This is a genomic window from Pelagicoccus sp. SDUM812005, from assembly GCF_031127875.1.
Classification (GTDB): Bacteria; Verrucomicrobiota; Verrucomicrobiia; order Opitutales; family Opitutaceae; genus Pelagicoccus.
Genome location: NZ_JARXIA010000005.1, coordinates 51,803 through 69,932 on the forward strand (window position 1 = coordinate 51,803; position 18,130 = coordinate 69,932).

Sequence of the window (18,130 nt, forward strand, 5' to 3'; positions counted from 1 at the left end):
AGCCCACGCCAACAAGCGATCTCCTAACCGAGAACCTTCTTCACCTCGCTGGAAGCCAGCTTCATGTCGAGAGCCGGTCCCACGTCCGCCTTGAGCTTGGCCATAACCGCGCCCATGTCGCGCATCGAGGAAGCGCCCGTCGCTTCAACCGCGTCCGCCACCAGCTTCGGATAGGCATCCTCGTCCAACTTGGCCGGCAGCAAGGCCTCGAGCAATTCCGCACGCTCCGCGATCTCAGCCGCCTTGTCTTCGCGACCCGCCTTGGCAAACGCCGCCGCCGATTCCTCAAACTTGCCCGCTTCCTTCTCGACCACGGCGAGAACCTTTGCCTCTGAAAAGTCTTCGTTGGCTCGTACCTCGCCCTCCTGAATAGCCGCCAAGGCAGCGCCATAGGCCTCAGTCGCTGCAGCGTCGCGAGCGATACGGGCTTTTTGATGAAGTTCTTTGAGCTTGTTTTTCATTTCGCCGCCATTGTCGGAGCCGACCCTCGCTTGGCAATGGTTAACTTTCGCTTTCAATTTTCGCCGACAGAACTGAAAATCCCATGGTTTACCTCGCATCCCCGCCCCCTTTCCGTTCGTATTTCCCCTAGCAATAGCTCCCCCATGCCTGAAAAAAAGACCTCCTGGCTCAAGTACGCCATCTTCGCCGCCGTCATCGCAGCCGCCTACTTCATCAACGTCGAAGTCCAGACCCGCCTCGGCCAAAACGTGCTCGAGGAAATGCAGCTCCAGCGCCACAGCCTCCCCGAAGCCTTCGCCAAAGCCTCCGCGGAAAACAAGCTCGTGCTCGCCGACATGTCCGCCATCTGGTGCCCCACCTGCCGCAGCCTCGACAAGAACATCTTCTCCAATCCCGCCGTCCAGGCCAAGATCAACGAAAAGTACGTCTTCGCCCGCATCGAGTACGAATCGGAAGAAGGAGAGCGCTTCATGGAAACCTACAATACCCGCTCCTTTCCCACCCTCCTCGTACTCGATCCCGAAGGCAACAAGCTGAAGGAACTCCCCATCACCACCTACCCCGAAGAGTTTATCCAGTTCCTCTAGTATAAGGTCTGTCGGAAACGGCCTTACCTGCGCAAATCACGCCAGAATCGCCGCTCGAACCTGCTCGGGCCCCTATTTCGAACCAAGCCTCGCCGCCAGCCTTGACATCCTTTATTTTCAGTATTTTCTGAAAACATAAATCAAAACGGCATGAGCGAGCTCGCAGAAATAAAGGACAACTTCGTCACCCAGTGGGGCGCCCTGGGCAGCCAGTGGGGAATCAACCGCACCATGGCCATGATCCATGCCCTCCTGCTCGTTTCCCCGAAGCCGCTGACCACCGACGAGATCATGGCGGAGCTCTCCGTCAGCCGCGGCAACGCCAATACCAACCTCCGCGACCTCGTCAGCTGGGGCCTCATCCGCCAAGTCATCGTCAAAGGCGAACGCAAGGACCACTACGAAGCTGAAAAGGACACCTGGAAGATCTTCTGCATCGTCGCCCGCGAACGCAAACGTCGCGAGACCGAGCCAGCCAGCCAAGTCCTCAAGGACTGCATCGAACGATCCAAGGACCTGAAATCCGTCGAGGCCAAGGAACTGCACAAGCAGCTCAGCTCCCTCAACGACTTCGTCACCCTCGCCAACTCCATCATGGAGAAAGTCGCCTCCAAGGAGCAAAGCTCCCTCCTCCCGAAGATCCTCAAGGTCCTCAGCTAAGCGAAGCCGCTCCACGGCTCGCCCGCCTCCAAACCGGAACCGGAAACTAACCGAAACCAAAACATCAACGCCCGCACTAATTTTCATTTTTTCCTGAAACTTCCAATAGTTTAACCTAAAACATCGAAAACGCCATGAACTACACGCTCGTCGCCACCCTCGCCTACCTAGCTGCCGCCATCGGCATGACGCTCTACGTCGGACGCACCCTGCGCGTCCACGGACGCCCCTTCCTCGCGGAAGCCTTCCGCGACAAGCCGGAATTGGCCGACGCCATCAACGTCCTCCTCAACACCGGCTTCTACCTGCTCAACTTCGGCATCATCGGAGCCAGCCTCAAGTTCGTGCTGGAGGCCAACACCTTCGTCGAAGCCATCAACGTTGCCGGCTACCGCCTCGGCATCGAGCTCCTCACCATCGGAGCTATCCACTTCTTCAACATGCGCATGATCAACAAAGTGCGCAAAGGCGAACCCAAGCACCGCCCCGCACCAAATCCGGAACCCGCGCCCGCAACCACCTAAACGCCACCCCCTTCAACGGCGGCCGCTGCGAAACCCAACCCAAGCCCTGAAAGCCAACACTGGATACCAGCCGCCGCACTCTTTAAAACCGAACGCTCGCCCATCATGAAAAAACTCGTCATCGCCGGCGGCACCGGCTTTCTCGGCCAGGCCCTCGCCCGCCACTTCGCGCGCAAGAACTGGCAAGTCACCATCCTGACCCGCGACACCCGCGCCGCCACCCTCGCCGGGCGCCTCGTCCCCTGGGACGGCAGGACTATCGGCCCTTGGACCGCCGCACTCGAGAACGCCCACGCCCTCATCAACCTTTGCGGCAAATCGGTCAACTGCCGCTACCACGCCCGCAATCGCCAAGCCATCCTCGAAAGCCGCATCGCTCCCACCCGTGTATTGGCCCAAGCAATACAAGAGCTAGAAAAACCGCCCGCCGTCTGGCTCAACGCCGCCAGCGCCACCCTCTACCGCCATAGCCTCGACACCCCCATGGACGAGACCGAGGGAGAAATAGGCCACGGATTCTCGGTCGACGTCTGCCGAGCGTGGGAAGCAGCCATCTACGAAAGCCAACTTCCCCGCACCCGCCGCGTAGCCCTGCGCACCAGCATGGTGCTCGGACACGCAAAAAACAGCGTCTATCCCATCCTCGCCCGCATCGCCCGTTGCGGCATGGGCGGCAAACTCGGAACCGGCCAGCAAATGGTCAGCTGGATACATGAAACCGACTTCGTCCGGGCCGTCGCATTCGCGATCGAAGACAGCGACCTCACCGGCCCCCTCAACCTCACCGCGCCCGCTCCGGTCCGAAACCATGTATTCATGCAATCCCTACGCCAAGCGCTTGGCATCCCCTTCGGTTTACCGCATTTCAAGCCCCTGCTCGAAATCGCAGCCTGGCTGCTGCGCACCGAAACCGAGCTCACCCTCAAAAGCCGCTTCGCCGTCCCCGCCAAGCTGCTCGCCCACCGCTTCGTATTCTACTACCCCTTCGTCGACGAAGCACTCGCCGCCCTCGCCTCCAACACGCCCGACCCCAGCCGCTTCCCCGAACTCCACCTCCTGCCCAACGAACCATGAGCACCGGACTACAGCGACTCCTTACCTCCCTCGCCGTTCCTCCAGAAAACCATTGAAACAGCTCAAATAAAACACCCCAAGGATTTAAACCTACGGGTGTATGCGTATCCATTTCTCCACGACTGCTTTTCATCCCTTGTCAAGGGACCTGCATAGATTTTTGGATACGCAAGGGGTTACACTGAAGACCCATCCTAGCCGACCCTTACTTTACGATTTTTTATCAATTCCATCATGGAATAGGTTGACGAGAGCGATCCGAAATCCAGCATCGCATCCATAGGTGAAAGCTACAATCCAAGGAGCTTCCGCCCCGTCCATTCCAACCTCGAATTCTCTTTCTTAACTGAACTAAGAAGCACGTCTCCTTCCCCCAAAAGTTCGCCTTCTCCTCAGTTCCGCCGTTGCGAACGCTCACGCCCGCAGCGACACCGGAAAGAGGCAACAGGCGAACCGCAAATAGGGACGGAAACCTTGCTCCTCACCTGACGTCGTTCCTTCGCCAGGCGTAGTGTCATTCATGATACACGACTCCCTCCAGCTCATCGTCAACGAACTGAACGCTGCCCTCAAAGGCAACAACTCCGAGGACCCCGTCTTTCTCGGCAACATAGCACAAGTCGAAAGCGGCACCTCCGAAGCGGAGAAGCAAGTCGTGCTCAGCCTCGTCAACGTCGAGGAGGAATCCTCCCTCAAGAACGGCCCCCACCATCGCCTCAAGGACGGCAAGGTCGTCTACGAAAACCGCCCCGTCCACCTCTCCCTCTACCTGCTCTTCAGCGCCAACCACAAGAACTACGCCACCGCCCTCAAGCGCCTCGAAGCCATCATCACCTTCCTCCAAGGCAAGAACGTCTTCACCGCACGAGCCGCCCCCGACCTGCAAAAGCTCTCCCGCACCCCCGAAGAGCTAGCCGGCTTTCGCATGAGCCTGGAACTCTTCTCGCTCTCCTTCGAGCAAATCAACCACCTCTGGGGCTCCCTCGGCGGCAAACAAGTCCCCTTCATCCTCTACCGGGCCCGACTCGTCAGCCTTTCCGCCGAAGAGATCCAGCGCAGCGGTCCGCCGATCACCCAAATCTCCATCGACAGCGAAGATACCTTCGCCGCTTCCGCCCATGCCCGTTGAGATCGCCTACCAACCGCTATTCAGCGTTCAGGTCGAGCACAACTACCTGCTCGACATGGGCAGCAAGGAATTCGACTCCCTCAGCCCCACCCTGCAAAACAGGCAAAAAGCGAAGTATCGAATTTCGGAATACATCAGCTTCCAGCCGACCTTGGAGACGGACACCCTGCTCAAGCGACACCGTTGCCGAATCCGCTCCACGCCCGAAGGTTTCCAGATCTTCGCAGCCACCACCGAGCAAGATGGAACGCGCCGCATGGAACGTCCCCTACCACCCGACACCCCTCTCTACTTCCTCGCCCAGCTCAATAACTTCGCCTTCCTCTCGCAGGCAAACCTCCCCGAACTCCTCCGCCACCACGGCCTGCTCTTCAGCAACCGCCACGAACACACGGCCGCGAACCAGCTCCAGCTCACTCGTCCTCTCGCCGCCTTCGACCCTTCCGCGTCCTACCAGGCAGGCGACCTTTGTCTCGACGGTTCGGATACGCCGACTCAGCTCTTCGAGGCGAAAACCGATCTCGCGCCCGCCGCCTCCCCCGCTGCCCCCCAATGGCTGAGACTGCCTGCCCCACCCTACGAGAACGGAACCGACTACCTAACCGGCGAACGAGTTCTCCACGCAGGCAAATGCTACGAAGCCAAGTCCGATGGCCAACACTCCGCTCCCCCTGACAACGCCTGGACCGAAAGCTACACGCCTCGCCTCGGCGACGGAGCCAGCAAGGCCGACCGCGCCGAGATGCGCCCCCCTCGCTTCCAGCTCAGCCTCGGTAGCGACTCGGAAATCACCTTCGCCAGAGCCATCCTAAAAGACTCGAGCAACAACACCGTTTGGCAGCAATCCTTCTTCAATCCAAACGGCGAGCCCCTGCACTCCCTCGAGATCGACGCCAGCTCCCTCGCTCCCGACTTCTATACCCTAGAGCTCACCCAAGGAGACGGCTCCCCCATCCCCGACCAACCCAGCTCCTTCTTTCGACTCCCCGACTCGATTTCCCAAGCTCCCTTCGCCCTCGTCGAAATAAAAAGCCTCCCCTCCGACTCCACCCACGCCCTTTTCGACGAGCAAAGAAACCTCAACAGCCCCACCTTCCACATCCGCTTCCGCAAGCGCCACGCCTACTGGCGGTATCTGTTTCATGGAGACACCACCGACTACCCTCCCGCCGATACGGGACCGCTCTCCCAGGAAGACCCGCAGGACCCCACCCGCTTCGTCACCACAGAACCACTACCGCTAACCACCGCTCCCTACACCCTTGGCAATTTCGGCGACACGGCCCTCTCGCTGCCGCCGCCCCCGCCGAACGTCACGCGCGAAGCTGACCGCGTCGTCAGCCAAACTTTCATTCATGTTTAACTAACCTAAAACCGCACCGCTCATGGCCTCATCCTATAAAACACCCGGCGTCTACGTTGAAGAGATCTCACTCTTTCCTCCCTCCGTCGCCCAAGTCGAAACCGCCGTCCCCGCCTTCATCGGCTACACCGCCGACCACAAGAGCCGCGGCTCGGACCTGAAACTGGTCCCCACCAAGATCCGCTCCCTCGCCGAATACGAAGAAGCCTTCGGCAAAGCCCCAACCACCTCCGTAAACTCCGTCGACCTCGACAGCGAAAACAACGTCATCGCCGCCAAGCTCGAGAACGCCTTCATCAACTACGACGCGATCCGCCTCTTTTTCGCCAACGGCGGCTCCAAGTGCTACATCATCTCCATCGGCAAATTCCCCGCCACCACCGCCGACGCGAACTCCGCCGACTTCCACAAGGGCCTCGCCGAACTGGAAAAGGAAGACGAGCCCACCCTCATCCTCTTCCCGGACGCCATCCACCTCAGCGACGATAAGTTCACCGCTCTCCAACAAGCCGCCCTCGAACAGGCCGCCAAGCTCGGCGACCGCTTCTGCCTGCTCGACACCAAGCCCCAGGAACGGGACGGAAACGGACAAGTTACCGTCAACTTCATCGAAAAAGTCGAAGCCTTCCGCAACGCCATCGGCGTCAAAAACCTCAAGTACGGCGCCGCCTACGGCCCCTACCTCAAGACCAATCTCGAAAAGTCTTTCAGCTACCGGGACATCAAGGGCAAAATCACCCGCGGCGGATCCCCCGTCGGACTCAAAGCCCTCACCTCCGACTCCACCGTTAGCAAGTCCATCGAGATCCTGGACCTCGCTGTCAAGGACGTCGACGAGCTCAACACCCTCCTGCCCGGCGGCCTCGCCGCCCTCGAAACCGCTTTCCTTGAAAAGGAAAACGACTTCAAGACCAAGATAAACGACCCCGCCGCCAACATCGGCCCTCAGCAAACCGCCTACAAGAACCTCCTCCAAAACGCCTTCGACATCCTCAAGACCAAGGCCGAGGTCATCTCCAAAAACACCGGAAACAAGTTCGCCGCCGGAGTCACCGACTCCAAAGGCAAGCCCATCCGCACCGTACTCGACGACCTCAAAGCATCCATCAGCAGCGACGCCCCCGGCGCCCTGTATTCAGCAGCCAATACGCTGCTCGCCCTCGCCACGCACGGAGCTCGCAGCGGTGCCGACCTCAGCGGACTCAAAAAAACCGACCTCGCCACCGATTGGGGCGCCTTCGTAGACGGTGACGCCGCCGACTACTACCCCACCGATCCCGCTCCGCTCAACGGCGACGCCAAAAACGACGCCCTCCGCGCCAATATGAAGCTAGGCGCCGCCCTCGCCGCCTCCGCCTTCAAAGGCATCTACGCCGAACTCGGCAACCTGCTCGACACCGCTCGCGGCTACGAAAGCACCTACGAAAATGCCCTCGTCGCCATTTTCCCAATACTGAAGAATATCATCGATCGCACCAAGAACACCGTCACCGAACAGCCCCCGTCCGGCGCCATGGCTGGCGTCTACTCCAGCGTCGATGCCACCCGCGGCGTTCACAAGGCCCCTGCCAACGTCAGCCTCAACAACGTCATCGGCGTCGCCATGCAAGTTACCCACGAGCAACAGCAAGACCTCAACGTCGACGTCGTGGCTGGCAAATCCATCAACGTCATCCGTCCCTTCACCGGCAAAGGCATCCTCGTCTGGGGAGCCCGCACCCTGGCAGGCAACGACAACGAATGGCGCTACGTCTCCGTGCGGCGCTTCTTCAACATGGTCGAAGAGTCTACCAAGAAAGCCAGCGAGCAATTCGTCTTCGAGCCCAACGACGCAAACACCTGGACCAAGGTCAAAGCCATGATCGAGAACTTCCTCATCAACCAATGGCGAGCCGGCGCCCTCGCAGGAGCCACCCCCGAGCAAGCCTTCTTCGTCAACGTCGGCCTCGGAAAGACCATGACCGCCCAAGACGTCCTCGAAGGAAAGATGATCGTCGAAATCGGCATGGCCGCAGTCCGTCCCGCCGAATTCATCATCCTGCGCTTCTCCCACAAGATGCAGGAAGCCTAAGAAATCTCCTTCTGCATCCAATATTTAACTACAGCAGCAAATCTGCGTCTACCGGAGCAATCTGCTAAATTACTCAAAGCTTCCCAACCCACTCACCACCCATGACAGAATATCCACTCACCAAATTCCACTTCGTCGTCTCCTGGGGCGGCTCCCGCATCGGCTTCACCGAAGTTTCAGGACTCGAAGCGGAAACCGAAGTCATCGAATACCGCGAAGGCTCCAGCTCCGAATACTCGAAGATCAAGATGCCCGGCATGCAGAAGTACGCCAACATCACCCTCAAGCGCGGCACCTTCCTAGGCGACAACGACTTCTTCGAGTGGTGGAAAACCACTCGCATCCTCGGCAAGCCGGAGCGACGCGACCTCATCATCAGCCTGCTCAACGAAGAGCACGCCCCCGTCATGAACTGGAAGGTCAAGAACGCCTTCCCCACCAAGGTACAAGCCACCGACCTCAAAGCGGACGGAAGCGAAGTCGCCATCGAAACCCTGGAACTCGCCCACGAAGGCATCGAGATGGAAGCGATCGCCTAACCCGCGCTCGCCTCCCATTCCCGACCTGACCTATGGATCGCTTCGGATTCCTTGGAGCATTCCACTTCCGCGTCGAGTTTCTCGGCCTCGGTGGTGATTCCGTGGATACACGCTTCCAGTCCGTTTCCGGCCTGAGCTCCACCATCGAGACCGACTCCCTGCGCGAAGGCGGAGAAAACCGCTTCGAGCACGCCCTGCCCAATCGCACCTCCTACAGCGACCTCGTGCTCAAGCGCGGCTTCGTCACCTCCTCCGCCCTGCTCGATTGGTTCTCCAACGCCATGCAAACCCTCGAGATCTATCCCAAGGACCTCAACGTCGTCCTGCTCAACGAAAAGCACGAACCGGCCATGACCTGGAAAGTCACCCACGCCTGGCCCAAGAAATGGGCCATCGGCGACCTCGACGCCGAAACCAGCGCTATCGCCATCGAAACCCTAGAACTCGGCTACCACGAATTCCGCCTCGAAAAATAACAACCCGCTCGCGCCACGCCGCAGAGACCGATCACTCCCCCCCAATGACCATAGAAATCCGCCAACTCATCATCCGCGCCTCGCTCACCGACGAGCCCGACGCCAAGGCTCCCCAAACCGGAGCCCAAGCCCGAGCTGGCGCCAACCCCAAGCAAAACGGCCAAAAGGCGGAAATCGTCCGCGAAGCCGTCGAGCAAGTCATGCAAATCCTCCGGGAAGAAAAGGAACGCTAGGCCATGGGCATGGGCAAACTAGAGAAAATGGAGATCACCGCGTTCAGCGACGCGGAATTCTCCCAACCCGTCCCGGACGGACGCTTCGTCACCCAGGTCAACCCCGAAAAGGTCAGCCTCAAGTACGAGATCGAAATCCCCGAAGACCAAGCCCAAGGCACCTCCGGCTCGGAAGCTCGCTTCGGCAAGATCAAGCCCCAAGAGCTCAGCTTCGAATTCATGTTCGACAGCACCGGAGCCATCCCCAACCCCGACGGATCCTCCCCCATCAACGACGACGGCGTCTACGAACGCGTGAAGCACTTCATGTCAGTCGTCTACGAATACAACGGCGAAGAACATAAGCCCAACAACGTGCAAATCGCCTGGGGACGCCTCCTCTTCAAGTGCGTCCTCAAAACCGTCAACATCGACTACCGCCTCTTCCGCCCCGACGGCACTCCCCTGCGGGCCGTCGCCAGCGCCAGCTTCCAAGGCTCCGTCGAGGAACGCCTCCGCACCGCCATCGAAGCCCCCGCTTCCCCCGACATCACCCACACCCGCACCGTACGCGACGGCGAAACCCTCCAGCAACTTGTCACCGAAGTGTATGGACATCCCAAATACGCCATCCCAGTCGCCCGAGCCAACCGACTCCCCAACCCACGCCGCCTTAACACCGGCCAAATTCTCCACTTTCCGCCCATCGTAGGTTCCAAGAATGCCTAACCCACGCATCGTCCCCTCCGCCGCTCCCAAGGACGTCGTCACCGCCACTATCAAGGTCGACGGCAACGCCCTTTCGCGCACCTTCGAAATCGCAGCCGTCAGCGTGGTCAAAAACATCGGACGCATCCCCTTCGCCCGCATCGAACTCTACGACGGCGACCCCGCCACCGAAACCTTCCCCGCTTGCGACTCCCAAGAGCTCGCTCCCGGCGGCGAAATCGAAATCCACGCCGGCTACCGGTCTAGCGAATCCCCCATTTTCAAAGGCATACTCGTCAGCCACTCCCTCCGGATCCGCGCCTCCGGCCGCCCCATCCTCACCCTCGTCTGCCGCCACCCCCTCTACCAGTCCACCCTCACCCGACGCTCCCGCAGCTTCCAGGAACTCACCGACTCCGACGCCATTTCGGAAATCCTCGGAGCCTACGGCGTATCCATCGATGCGAATACAAGCGAGGTCACCCACGAAAGTCTCTTCCAATACCACTGCACCGACTGGGACTTCTGCCTCGCTCGCGCCCAAGCCAATAGCCTCTTGCTCATTCCCACCGACGACGGAGCCACCCTCGCCCCCTTGGACTCCAGCCAAACACACATACTCCAGCTCCAGTACGGCGCCACGATTTACGAATTAGACCTCGAGCTCGATATCCGCACCCAAGCCACCGAAGTCACCGCCAGCGCTTGGGACCCAGCTTCGCAAGAAGCCCTCGAAGCGACCGCCAGCGAGCCAGAACTCCCCACAGCCGGCAACCAATCCGCCACCGACCTCGCCAGCTTGCACGGCCAATCCAGCCACTTCCACCACGCCGGAGCCGTAAGCCAAGAGGAGCTGGACGCCTTCGCCTCCGGACAACTGCTCCTGCAGCGCCTCGGAGCTCGCGTCGGCCGCGTCCGCTGCATCGGCACCTCCGACCCCGTCCCCGGCCAACTCCTCGACATCGCCGGTATCTCCGACCGCTTCAGCGGCAGCTACCTCATCTCCGGAGTACGCCACACCCTTAGCAACGGCAGCTGGTACACCGACCTCCAAGTCGGTCTCCTGCCACAAGAAATCCAATCCAGCTCCCACGCCATCGCCGCGCCTGCCGCCGCTGCCATGTTGCCGCACGCCAACGGCCTTCATATCGGCATCGTGGAAGCCCTCGAAGGCGACCCCCAGAGCGAGTTCCGCATCCAAGTCAAACTGCCCACCCAAGGCGAAGACGCTGCCCCCTACTGGGCTCGCCTCGCCTCCATCGATGCCGGCGACGCTCGCGGCGCTTTCCTGTATCCAGAGATCGGCGACGAAGTTGTGGTCGCCTTCTTCGACCACGACCCCCGCCATCCCGTCGTCCTCGGCAGCCTCTACAGCAGCGCCCGCCCCGCCCCTCTCGAGCCCTCCGACGACAACCACGAAAAAGGTTTCTTCTCCCGCTCGGAAATGAAGCTCCACTTCAACGACGACCTCGTGTCCGCCACCCTCGAAACCCCTAACGGAAATATCCTTCAGCTCAGCGAAGACGAAGGCGGCATCCTCCTCGAAGACGAAAACGGAAACAAGATCACCCTCAGCTCCGACGGCATCGAACTCTCCAGCGCCGCCGATCTCGTCCTTACCGCCAGCGGAGACGTTAGCATCGAAGGCACTAACGTCACCCACAAAGCCAACGCCCAATTCACCGCCGAAGGCGCCTCCGCCGCCGAACTCAAAGCCTCCGGCAATACCACCATCAAAGGCGCCCTCGTCCAAATCAACTAACCCCCTTCATCCCTCATAATTCATCCTTCATTCTTAAAAATGCCTCCCGCCGCCCGCATCACCGACACCCACGTCTGCCCCATGGTCGATCCCTCCACCGGCGTTCCCCATGTCGGAGGCCCCATCCTGCCGCCGGGCGAAGCCACCGTGCTCATCGGCGGCATGCCCGCCGCTACGCTGGGCGACTCCTGTATTTGCGTCGGCCCTACAGCCAGCATCATCGCCGGCTCCTCCACCGTAATGATCGGCGGCTCTCCCGCCGCTCGCATGGGCGATTCCACCGCCCACGGCGGCAGCATCGTATCCGGAGAGCCCACCGTGCTCATCAACTAATTCAAACGAGACCGCTCCCACCTATGTCTGACCAAAATCTACCCGCCTTTATCGGAACCGGCTGGGCCTTCCCGCCGGACTTCCTCATGGGCAGCCACACCGTCCGCCTCAGCGACGGCATCGAAGACATCGAACAATCCCTCCGCATCCTCCTTTCCACCCTCCCGGGAGAGCGAGCCATGCGCCCCGACTACGGCTGCGATCTCACCCCCCTGCTCTTCGAACCGCTAACCACCACCCTGCGTACCGTCACCGAAGATCGCGTAAAAACCTCCATCTACCTCCACGAGCCTCGCATCGAACCGCTAAAGGTAGGCGTCTCCATGGCCGACTCCCATGCGGGCCTTCTCCTAATCTCCATCGACTACCGTATTCGCCCCAACAATACGCGACACAACTACGTCTTCGACTTCTACCTCTCCGAAGGCACTGAAACAGGATGAGCTCCCTCGACTCCCAAACAGTCTCCGCCTCACCCGGCACCAGCCAAAGCGAACGCGCGATCCCAGCCCTCGATCCCTCGACCGCGCCGCTCGACGGACGCAGCGACGCCCAACTCGCCGCCTTCGCCCAGGCCTTCGCCTCCCAACTCGCCTTCTGGACCTCCGACAAAACCTTCGCCCCGAATGTCGACTGGGCCCAGTTCCTGCCGGACCTCAGCCCCGAAAACCTGCCCGACGCCCAACGACGCGCCGCTCGCGAACCGCAGGTCGCCCTCTTCCTCGCCTTTCTCCAACTCTACCGGCACGCCCGAGGCGAACTCAACGGACTCACCGCTCGCCACCTCGATTTCCAATACCGCCAGGTCCTCCGCCTCCAAGCCAAACCGGCCCAAGCCGACCACGCCCACCTCGTTCTCCAGCCCAAGAAGAACGCCTCTTCCATTGTCGTTCCCGCCGGCGCCGCGTTCTCCGCCAAGCCCGACCTCCGCTACACCGCCGACATCGACTCCGTCATCCAGCCCGTCAGCCTAAACGCCCTTCGCATCCTCGCCAGCGATCCGCAACAAGCCCTGCCCAGCCACGCCGCCATCGCCAACTCCCTCGATGGATTGGGAGAATCGCTCCCCGAAGAAAGTCCGAGCTGGCATCCCTTCGGCTACCAAAGAGACCTTCCCCCCGCCCGCCACGGCTTCGCCATTTCCTCGCCCATGCTCGTCCTGCAGGAAGGCACCCGTGATATCTTTATCACCCTCGATATCCATTTCTCCAATACGCCTCCCTCCGAGTCGGAAACGAAATCCCTTTTCGAGGACCACGCCTCCGCAACCCTCAGCGGCGAAGAAGATTGGATCGCCGCCAACAGCATCGAGTTGGACTCGTATCAGCTCAGCGGAGACACCCTTACTCTCACTCTCCAGGTCAGCCTCGCCGCCGACGCAGATCCGATCGTCCCCTTCGACTCGAGCGTCCTAGAGGGTGCCTTCGACACCGTTGCTCCCGTGATGAAAGTCTCGATCGACGCAACCGCGCCGGCGTCCACCTCCCTCGCCTTCAGCGACAGCGAAGTCCGCGGCCTCAAGCTCAAGACCGTCGTCTCCGGCATGCGCGACCTCACGCTGGAAAACGATCACGGCCGCCTCGATCCGAGCAAGCCCTTCCTTCCCTTCGGACCCACGCCCAAACCTGCCTCATCCTTCTACATTGCTACCGAGGAAGCCCGCCACAAGCCCGTCACCGACGCCACCCTTACCATCACCTGGAAAGACGCTCCCGAGTCCTTGTCTACCCACTACGCCGCCTACCTTTCCGGCAACTCCAAAATCGTATCCGATAATTCCCACTTCACCGCCAAGCTCCAGATTCTTCGAGACGGCGTATTCAAAAACCTCAGCGACGCGAACGAGAAACTCTTCGACGAAAGCGACGCCTCCAAAACCGTCACCCTTTCTTCGGACGACGATCAACTGCAAGCCGCCGTTATCGGCTTCAAAAGCTTCACCAACCGCTTCTCCCGCAGCATCCGTCGCAGTCGCATCCAACTCCCCTACCGCAACCTTTCCGTCGCCAAGCCGCTCAGCCCCGTGCGCCTCGCGCCTGCCGTCGCCTTTCGCGCCCAACTCAAGCTCCCCAAATTCAAAACCGTCCGCGCCCTGCGACCCAACACCCGCAACGGCTTCCTTCGCCTCCGGCTCAACCAAAGCTTCCTCCACGATCGCTACGCAAACCTTCTCGCCAGCGCCCTCATCTTCAACGCCAACGAGTCCAACACCGCGCTCCACCGTCCCCTTCCCAACCCTCCCTACACGCCGGAAATATCCGAATTCTCGCTCGGCTACACCGCTGAAACCGATACCGTCGATCCACGCCCCAGCGATTCAGCGACCTACGAATCCAGCGAAATCCGCCTCTACCACATCAGCGCCTTCGGGCAAAAGGAAGTCCACGGACACCTGGCCCCCACCAGCGAACTCTCCCTCCTGCCCAACCGCGATTTCCAAGGGCAGCTCATCGTCGGCATCGACGGGCTCGAAGCCAAGCAAAACATCAACCTCCTCGTACAAGTCGAAGACGGCAGCGCCAACCCCGACGCCTCTCGAGCCTCCATCCAATGGAGCGCCCTCGCATCCAACCAATGGATACCGATCGACAAGGACGACATCCTCTTCGACTCCACCAACGGCTTCCAAAGCTCCGGAATCGTTCAGCTCCTCGTTCCGCCCGAAGCCAATACCCAGAACACTTGGCTGGAGCCCGGAACCCTCTGGCTCAAAGCGGAAGTGGCCGAGAACCGCGACGGCGTCTGCCGCCTGCGCGACGTGCAACTCAACGCCATTCCCGTCACCCTCGCCCAGCCCGAAACCGCCTCCCACCTGAGCGAGAGCCTGCCGGCCGCGTCCATAGACAGCCACCTAACGCCCCTGCGCGGCCTGAAAGAAGTCCAGCAACCCTTCGACTCCTTTGGCGGCGCCGCCCCGGAAAGCGACTCCTCCTTTCGCCGACGCACCAGCGAACGCCTCCGCCACCGCGCCCGCGCCGTGACCGCCTGGGACTTTGAAAGACTCGTTCTGGAAGCCTTTCCAAAAATCTACCGAGCGCAATGCCTCCCACATACCAACGCCTCCTTGGAGCGCCAAGCCGGAGCCGTCACCCTAGTCGCCTTGCCCGACACTCGCGGCATGGACGCCGCCGCTTCCCTCCAGCCAAAAGTCGACGCCGCCACCTTAGCCGAGATCAACGACTACCTCGCCACCCTCTCCTCCCCCTTCGCCACCGCCCGAGCCGTCAACCCGAGCTACGAGCCGATCGCTCTCAGATTCAAAGTCGCGTTCCACAAAAAGTATCCATTCCCCACCTACAAGCGACTCCTCAATGAAGCCCTCGTTAGCCACTTGGCGCCTTGGTCCACCAGCGCCGACACCATTCCCGACTTCCAAGGCTCGATCTACCGCAGCGCCCTAATCGCCTTCATCGACGACCTCGAGTACGTCGACTACGTGACCGAGCTCCAATTGAGCCACGCCGCCCTCAATCCCAACAACGCCAAGACCAACCAGGCCGTCACCGCCTCCAAGCCGGGCGCCCTGCTGACCTCCGTCGCCAACCACGACATCGAAGACGCCAAAGCATGAGCAACGCCACTGCCATCGACACGACCAGCCCCACGCCGCCCGCGCTCGATTACGAATTCTTGCGGGCCGAAGGCATGCACTACCTCGAGGAAACCGTCAGCGCCGTTTGGACCGACTTCAACGCCCACGATCCGGGCATCACCCTGCTCGAACTCCTTTGCCTCGGCATCACCGACATCGCCTACCGCACCAGCTTCGACGACCAGGACCTCTTCGCCCCACCGCCCGACTCCACCAGCGACGAAGCCTCCTTCTTCACCGCTCGCGAGGTTCTCACCTGCGGCCCCGTCACCACCAACGACTACCGCCGCCTCATCCTCGATCGGTTCGTCGGAAAAATTCGCAACGTCTGGGTCGAGCCCGTTACGGCGCCCCTCTACGCCGACACCCAGAAGCGCGTCCTCAGCCAAAAGCAAAACGCCGACACCGTCGCCTTTCCCTTGCGTGGGCTGCTCCGCATCCGCCTCCAGTTCGACAACGCCCTCGCGGGCAACGGCAAGAAGAGCGAACGCGACGCCGTCATCGCCGCAGTGGAACGCCTCTACCACCGCTACCGCAACCTCGGCGAAGACCTCGATAGCATCTCCACTACGGCCAGCACGCCCATTCGCGTTTGCGCCGATATCAAGCTCGCGCCCGACGCCGACATCGAAGCCACCCACGCCGCCCTCGTACACGCCCTCCAAGCCTTTCTCAATCCTCGCATCCCCCGCTACCGCCTCGGCGAACTCGTCGAGCAAGGCCTCGCCTCGGAGGACATTTTCCAAGGGCCCCCGCTGCAGCACGGCTTCATTCTCGAGGACGACCTCGACCGCAGCACCTCCGTATCCAAAATCCGGGCATCGGACCTCATCGCCGTTATGCTCCGCATCCCAGGCGTACTCGCCATCCCCAAACTGCTGCTCAACTACGCCGGACTCTCCGAAGACTCCAACGAGTGGGAGTTGCCCATTCCCGACGGACGCGAACCCATCCTCGAATTCGAAGAAGCCCGACTGCGCTTCTACAAAGACCTCATCCCATTCCGCCCCCATACCGATCGCAGCCGCCAACTGCTCGCTGCCCTCGACCAGGCCGACGCCAACGCCATCGCCTCCCTGCAGGCCGAGGACTTCCCAATCCCAGCCGGCCGCTGGCAAGACCTCTCGGAATTCACCTCCCTGCAGCAAAGCCTTCCCGCCACCTACGGCGTCGGCACCCGCGGGACCGGCCGCGATCCCGCTCCGCAAAGCATCGCCAAAGCCCGCCAACTCAAAGCCTACCTACTCGTCTTCGACCAACTCCTCTCCAATACGCTGGGCCAGCTCACCCACCTGCAAGATCTCTTCTCCCGCAACCGTGCCACCCGCCAATCCCTCTTTCCCAACCCCGTCAGCGAACTGCCGGAACTGGAGAAACTCCTCAAACCCACCGCCGGCCAAAGTGACCTAAGCGACGCGGAAGTCCAATCCGCCTACCAAGCCATCATGCAAGGCAGCATCGCGGACGAAAGCTTCGAAACCTCCCAGCGCTCCAAGCTCCTCGACCACCTGCTCGCCCGCTTCGGGGAAGCCTTTTCCGACCACGTTCTCATGCGCTACAGCGCCGTCGGCCCCCAGTCCCAGCAGGAGCTCCTCTCCGGAAAAGCGCAATTCCTCAGCGAACTTCCACGCATCGCAGCCCGCCGCGCCGCCGGCCACGATATCCGAGACAAGGACGAAGTCTGGGACACCGAAAACGTATCCGGATTTAAACAACGGCTCGAACGCATCCTCGGTTTCCCGAGCTTCAAGCGACGCTCCCTTTCCGACGTCACCTTCGACCTCTACGAAGAAAAGGACAACGACGACAAATCCGAAATCCGCTTCCGCATCGTCGACCGAAAGGCCAAGTCCAAGAAAACAATTCTGTCCGGAACAACCAAATACAAGGACAAGACCGAAGCCACCGTTGCCATGAAAAAGGCCATCCAACTCGGCCTCAATCCTGCCAACTACGAGATGCGCCGCACCAAGGACCAACGCTTCTACCTCGTCGTCATCGACCGCGACGTCGAACCCGCCGACGTCGTCGCCATGCGTAAGCAATACTTCGCCACCGAAGCCGAAGCCCAGGAGGCCCAGCTCGCTATCGCCGACCTGCTCGCCGACCGCTACAGCGAAGAGGGCTCCTTCGTCGTCGAGCACATCCTCCTCCGGCCCCAAGCCCCCGAGTGGCCCCTGCTGCCCGCGCCCTGCGAGGCCAAGCCCACCCTTCCCGAAAGCTGGGATCCCTACTCGCACCACCTCCACATCGTGCTGCCGGGATGGGGAAACCGACTCTCCGAGCCAGACATCCGCAACTTCGTCGAGCAAACCATTCGCCGGGAACTCCCCGCCCACCTCGTGGCCCGCATCTGTTTCGTAGGGCGCCAAGAATTGGCCGCCTTCGAAAAAGCCTACCGCAACTGGCTAGACGCCCTCGCCACCCAAACCGACCTTCCGAAGAAACTCGCGCCCCTGCTCAAAAGCCTCGACGCCCTCTACACCATCTATCCGGAAGGCACCTTGCACGACTGCGTCGAAGACGGCGACGAAACTAACCCCGTCGTCCTCAACCGCACCCATCTTGGCTCCATCGAATCCGAGAGCTAACCACCGACCGACCCAACGAAACCTTTTCAACCTCAACGCTTCACTAA

17 protein-coding genes are annotated in these 18,130 nt (G+C 60.9%); 16 read left to right on the top strand and 1 reads right to left on the bottom strand.

Annotation, left to right across the window (positions count from 1 at the left end):
* Window positions 1-23: 23 nt before the first annotated feature.
* Window positions 24-518: a GatB/YqeY domain-containing protein gene (locus tag QEH57_RS07760; protein WP_309006141.1), complete on the bottom strand. Its 495-nt coding sequence runs from the start codon at window positions 516-518 to the stop codon at window positions 24-26.
* A gap of 87 nt (window positions 519-605) precedes the next feature.
* Between QEH57_RS07760 and QEH57_RS07765 the strand changes: the two genes are divergently transcribed.
* The 16 genes from QEH57_RS07765 (at window position 606) to QEH57_RS07840 (ending at window position 18,083) form a co-directional block, all read left to right on the top strand.
* Window positions 606-1,049, top strand: a complete 444-nt coding sequence (locus tag QEH57_RS07765; protein WP_309006142.1) for a thioredoxin family protein — start codon at window positions 606-608, stop codon at window positions 1,047-1,049.
* Window positions 1,050-1,199: 150 nt separating this feature from the next.
* Window positions 1,200-1,709: a hypothetical protein gene (locus tag QEH57_RS07770; protein ID WP_309006143.1), complete on the top strand. Its 510-nt coding sequence runs from the start codon at window positions 1,200-1,202 to the stop codon at window positions 1,707-1,709.
* A 134-nt stretch (window positions 1,710-1,843) separates the two neighbouring features.
* Window positions 1,844-2,233, top strand: a complete 390-nt coding sequence (locus QEH57_RS07775) for a hypothetical protein (protein ID WP_309006144.1) — start codon at window positions 1,844-1,846, stop codon at window positions 2,231-2,233.
* Window positions 2,234-2,338: 105 nt separating this feature from the next.
* A complete protein-coding gene (locus tag QEH57_RS07780; protein WP_309006145.1) occupies window positions 2,339-3,307 on the top strand; it encodes a TIGR01777 family oxidoreductase in 969 nt (322 codons plus the stop codon).
* 520 nt (window positions 3,308-3,827) lie between these two features.
* Window positions 3,828-4,436 (top strand): DUF4255 domain-containing protein, encoded by a 609-nt coding sequence (locus tag QEH57_RS07785; protein WP_309006146.1) that lies wholly within the window; start codon window positions 3,828-3,830, stop codon window positions 4,434-4,436.
* Window positions 4,426-5,799: a hypothetical protein gene (locus QEH57_RS07790; protein ID WP_309006147.1), complete on the top strand. Its 1,374-nt coding sequence runs from the start codon at window positions 4,426-4,428 to the stop codon at window positions 5,797-5,799. Before QEH57_RS07785 ends, QEH57_RS07790 begins: the two co-directional genes overlap by 11 nt.
* 22 nt (window positions 5,800-5,821) lie before the next feature.
* Complete coding sequence (locus tag QEH57_RS07795) at window positions 5,822-7,870, top strand: phage tail sheath C-terminal domain-containing protein (RefSeq protein ID WP_309006148.1); 2,049 nt, start codon at window positions 5,822-5,824, stop codon at window positions 7,868-7,870.
* 101 nt (window positions 7,871-7,971) lie between these two features.
* Window positions 7,972-8,409, top strand: coding sequence for a phage tail protein (locus QEH57_RS07800; protein WP_309006149.1), 438 nt, complete (start codon window positions 7,972-7,974; stop codon window positions 8,407-8,409).
* Window positions 8,410-8,441: 32 nt separating this feature from the next.
* Window positions 8,442-8,885, top strand: coding sequence for a phage tail protein (locus tag QEH57_RS07805; protein ID WP_309006150.1), 444 nt, complete (start codon window positions 8,442-8,444; stop codon window positions 8,883-8,885).
* A 44-nt stretch (window positions 8,886-8,929) separates the two neighbouring features.
* Window positions 8,930-9,118 carry a DUF5908 family protein gene (locus QEH57_RS07810; RefSeq protein ID WP_309006151.1) on the top strand — a complete coding sequence of 63 codons (189 nt, stop codon included), beginning with the start codon at window positions 8,930-8,932 and terminating at the stop codon, window positions 9,116-9,118.
* 9 nt (window positions 9,119-9,127) lie between these two features.
* Entirely contained in the window at window positions 9,128-9,826 is a 699-nt protein-coding gene (locus tag QEH57_RS07815; RefSeq protein WP_309006152.1) for a hypothetical protein, read from the top strand.
* Entirely contained in the window at window positions 9,819-11,567 is a 1,749-nt protein-coding gene (gene vgrG, locus QEH57_RS07820; RefSeq protein WP_309006153.1) for a type VI secretion system tip protein VgrG, read from the top strand. Before QEH57_RS07815 ends, vgrG begins: the two co-directional genes overlap by 8 nt.
* A gap of 39 nt (window positions 11,568-11,606) precedes the next feature.
* On the top strand, window positions 11,607-11,900 hold the full coding sequence (locus QEH57_RS07825; RefSeq protein ID WP_309006154.1) for a PAAR domain-containing protein: 294 nt from the start codon (window positions 11,607-11,609) through the stop codon (window positions 11,898-11,900).
* 23 nt (window positions 11,901-11,923) lie between these two features.
* On the top strand, window positions 11,924-12,343 hold the full coding sequence (locus tag QEH57_RS07830) for a GPW/gp25 family protein (RefSeq protein ID WP_309006155.1): 420 nt from the start codon (window positions 11,924-11,926) through the stop codon (window positions 12,341-12,343).
* A complete protein-coding gene (locus tag QEH57_RS07835; RefSeq protein ID WP_309006156.1) occupies window positions 12,340-15,471 on the top strand; it encodes a baseplate J/gp47 family protein in 3,132 nt (1,043 codons plus the stop codon). The genes QEH57_RS07830 and QEH57_RS07835 overlap by 4 nt, the downstream gene beginning before the upstream one ends.
* Window positions 15,468-18,083: a hypothetical protein gene (locus QEH57_RS07840; RefSeq protein WP_309006157.1), complete on the top strand. Its 2,616-nt coding sequence runs from the start codon at window positions 15,468-15,470 to the stop codon at window positions 18,081-18,083. Before QEH57_RS07835 ends, QEH57_RS07840 begins: the two co-directional genes overlap by 4 nt.
* Window positions 18,084-18,130 lie beyond the last annotated feature (47 nt).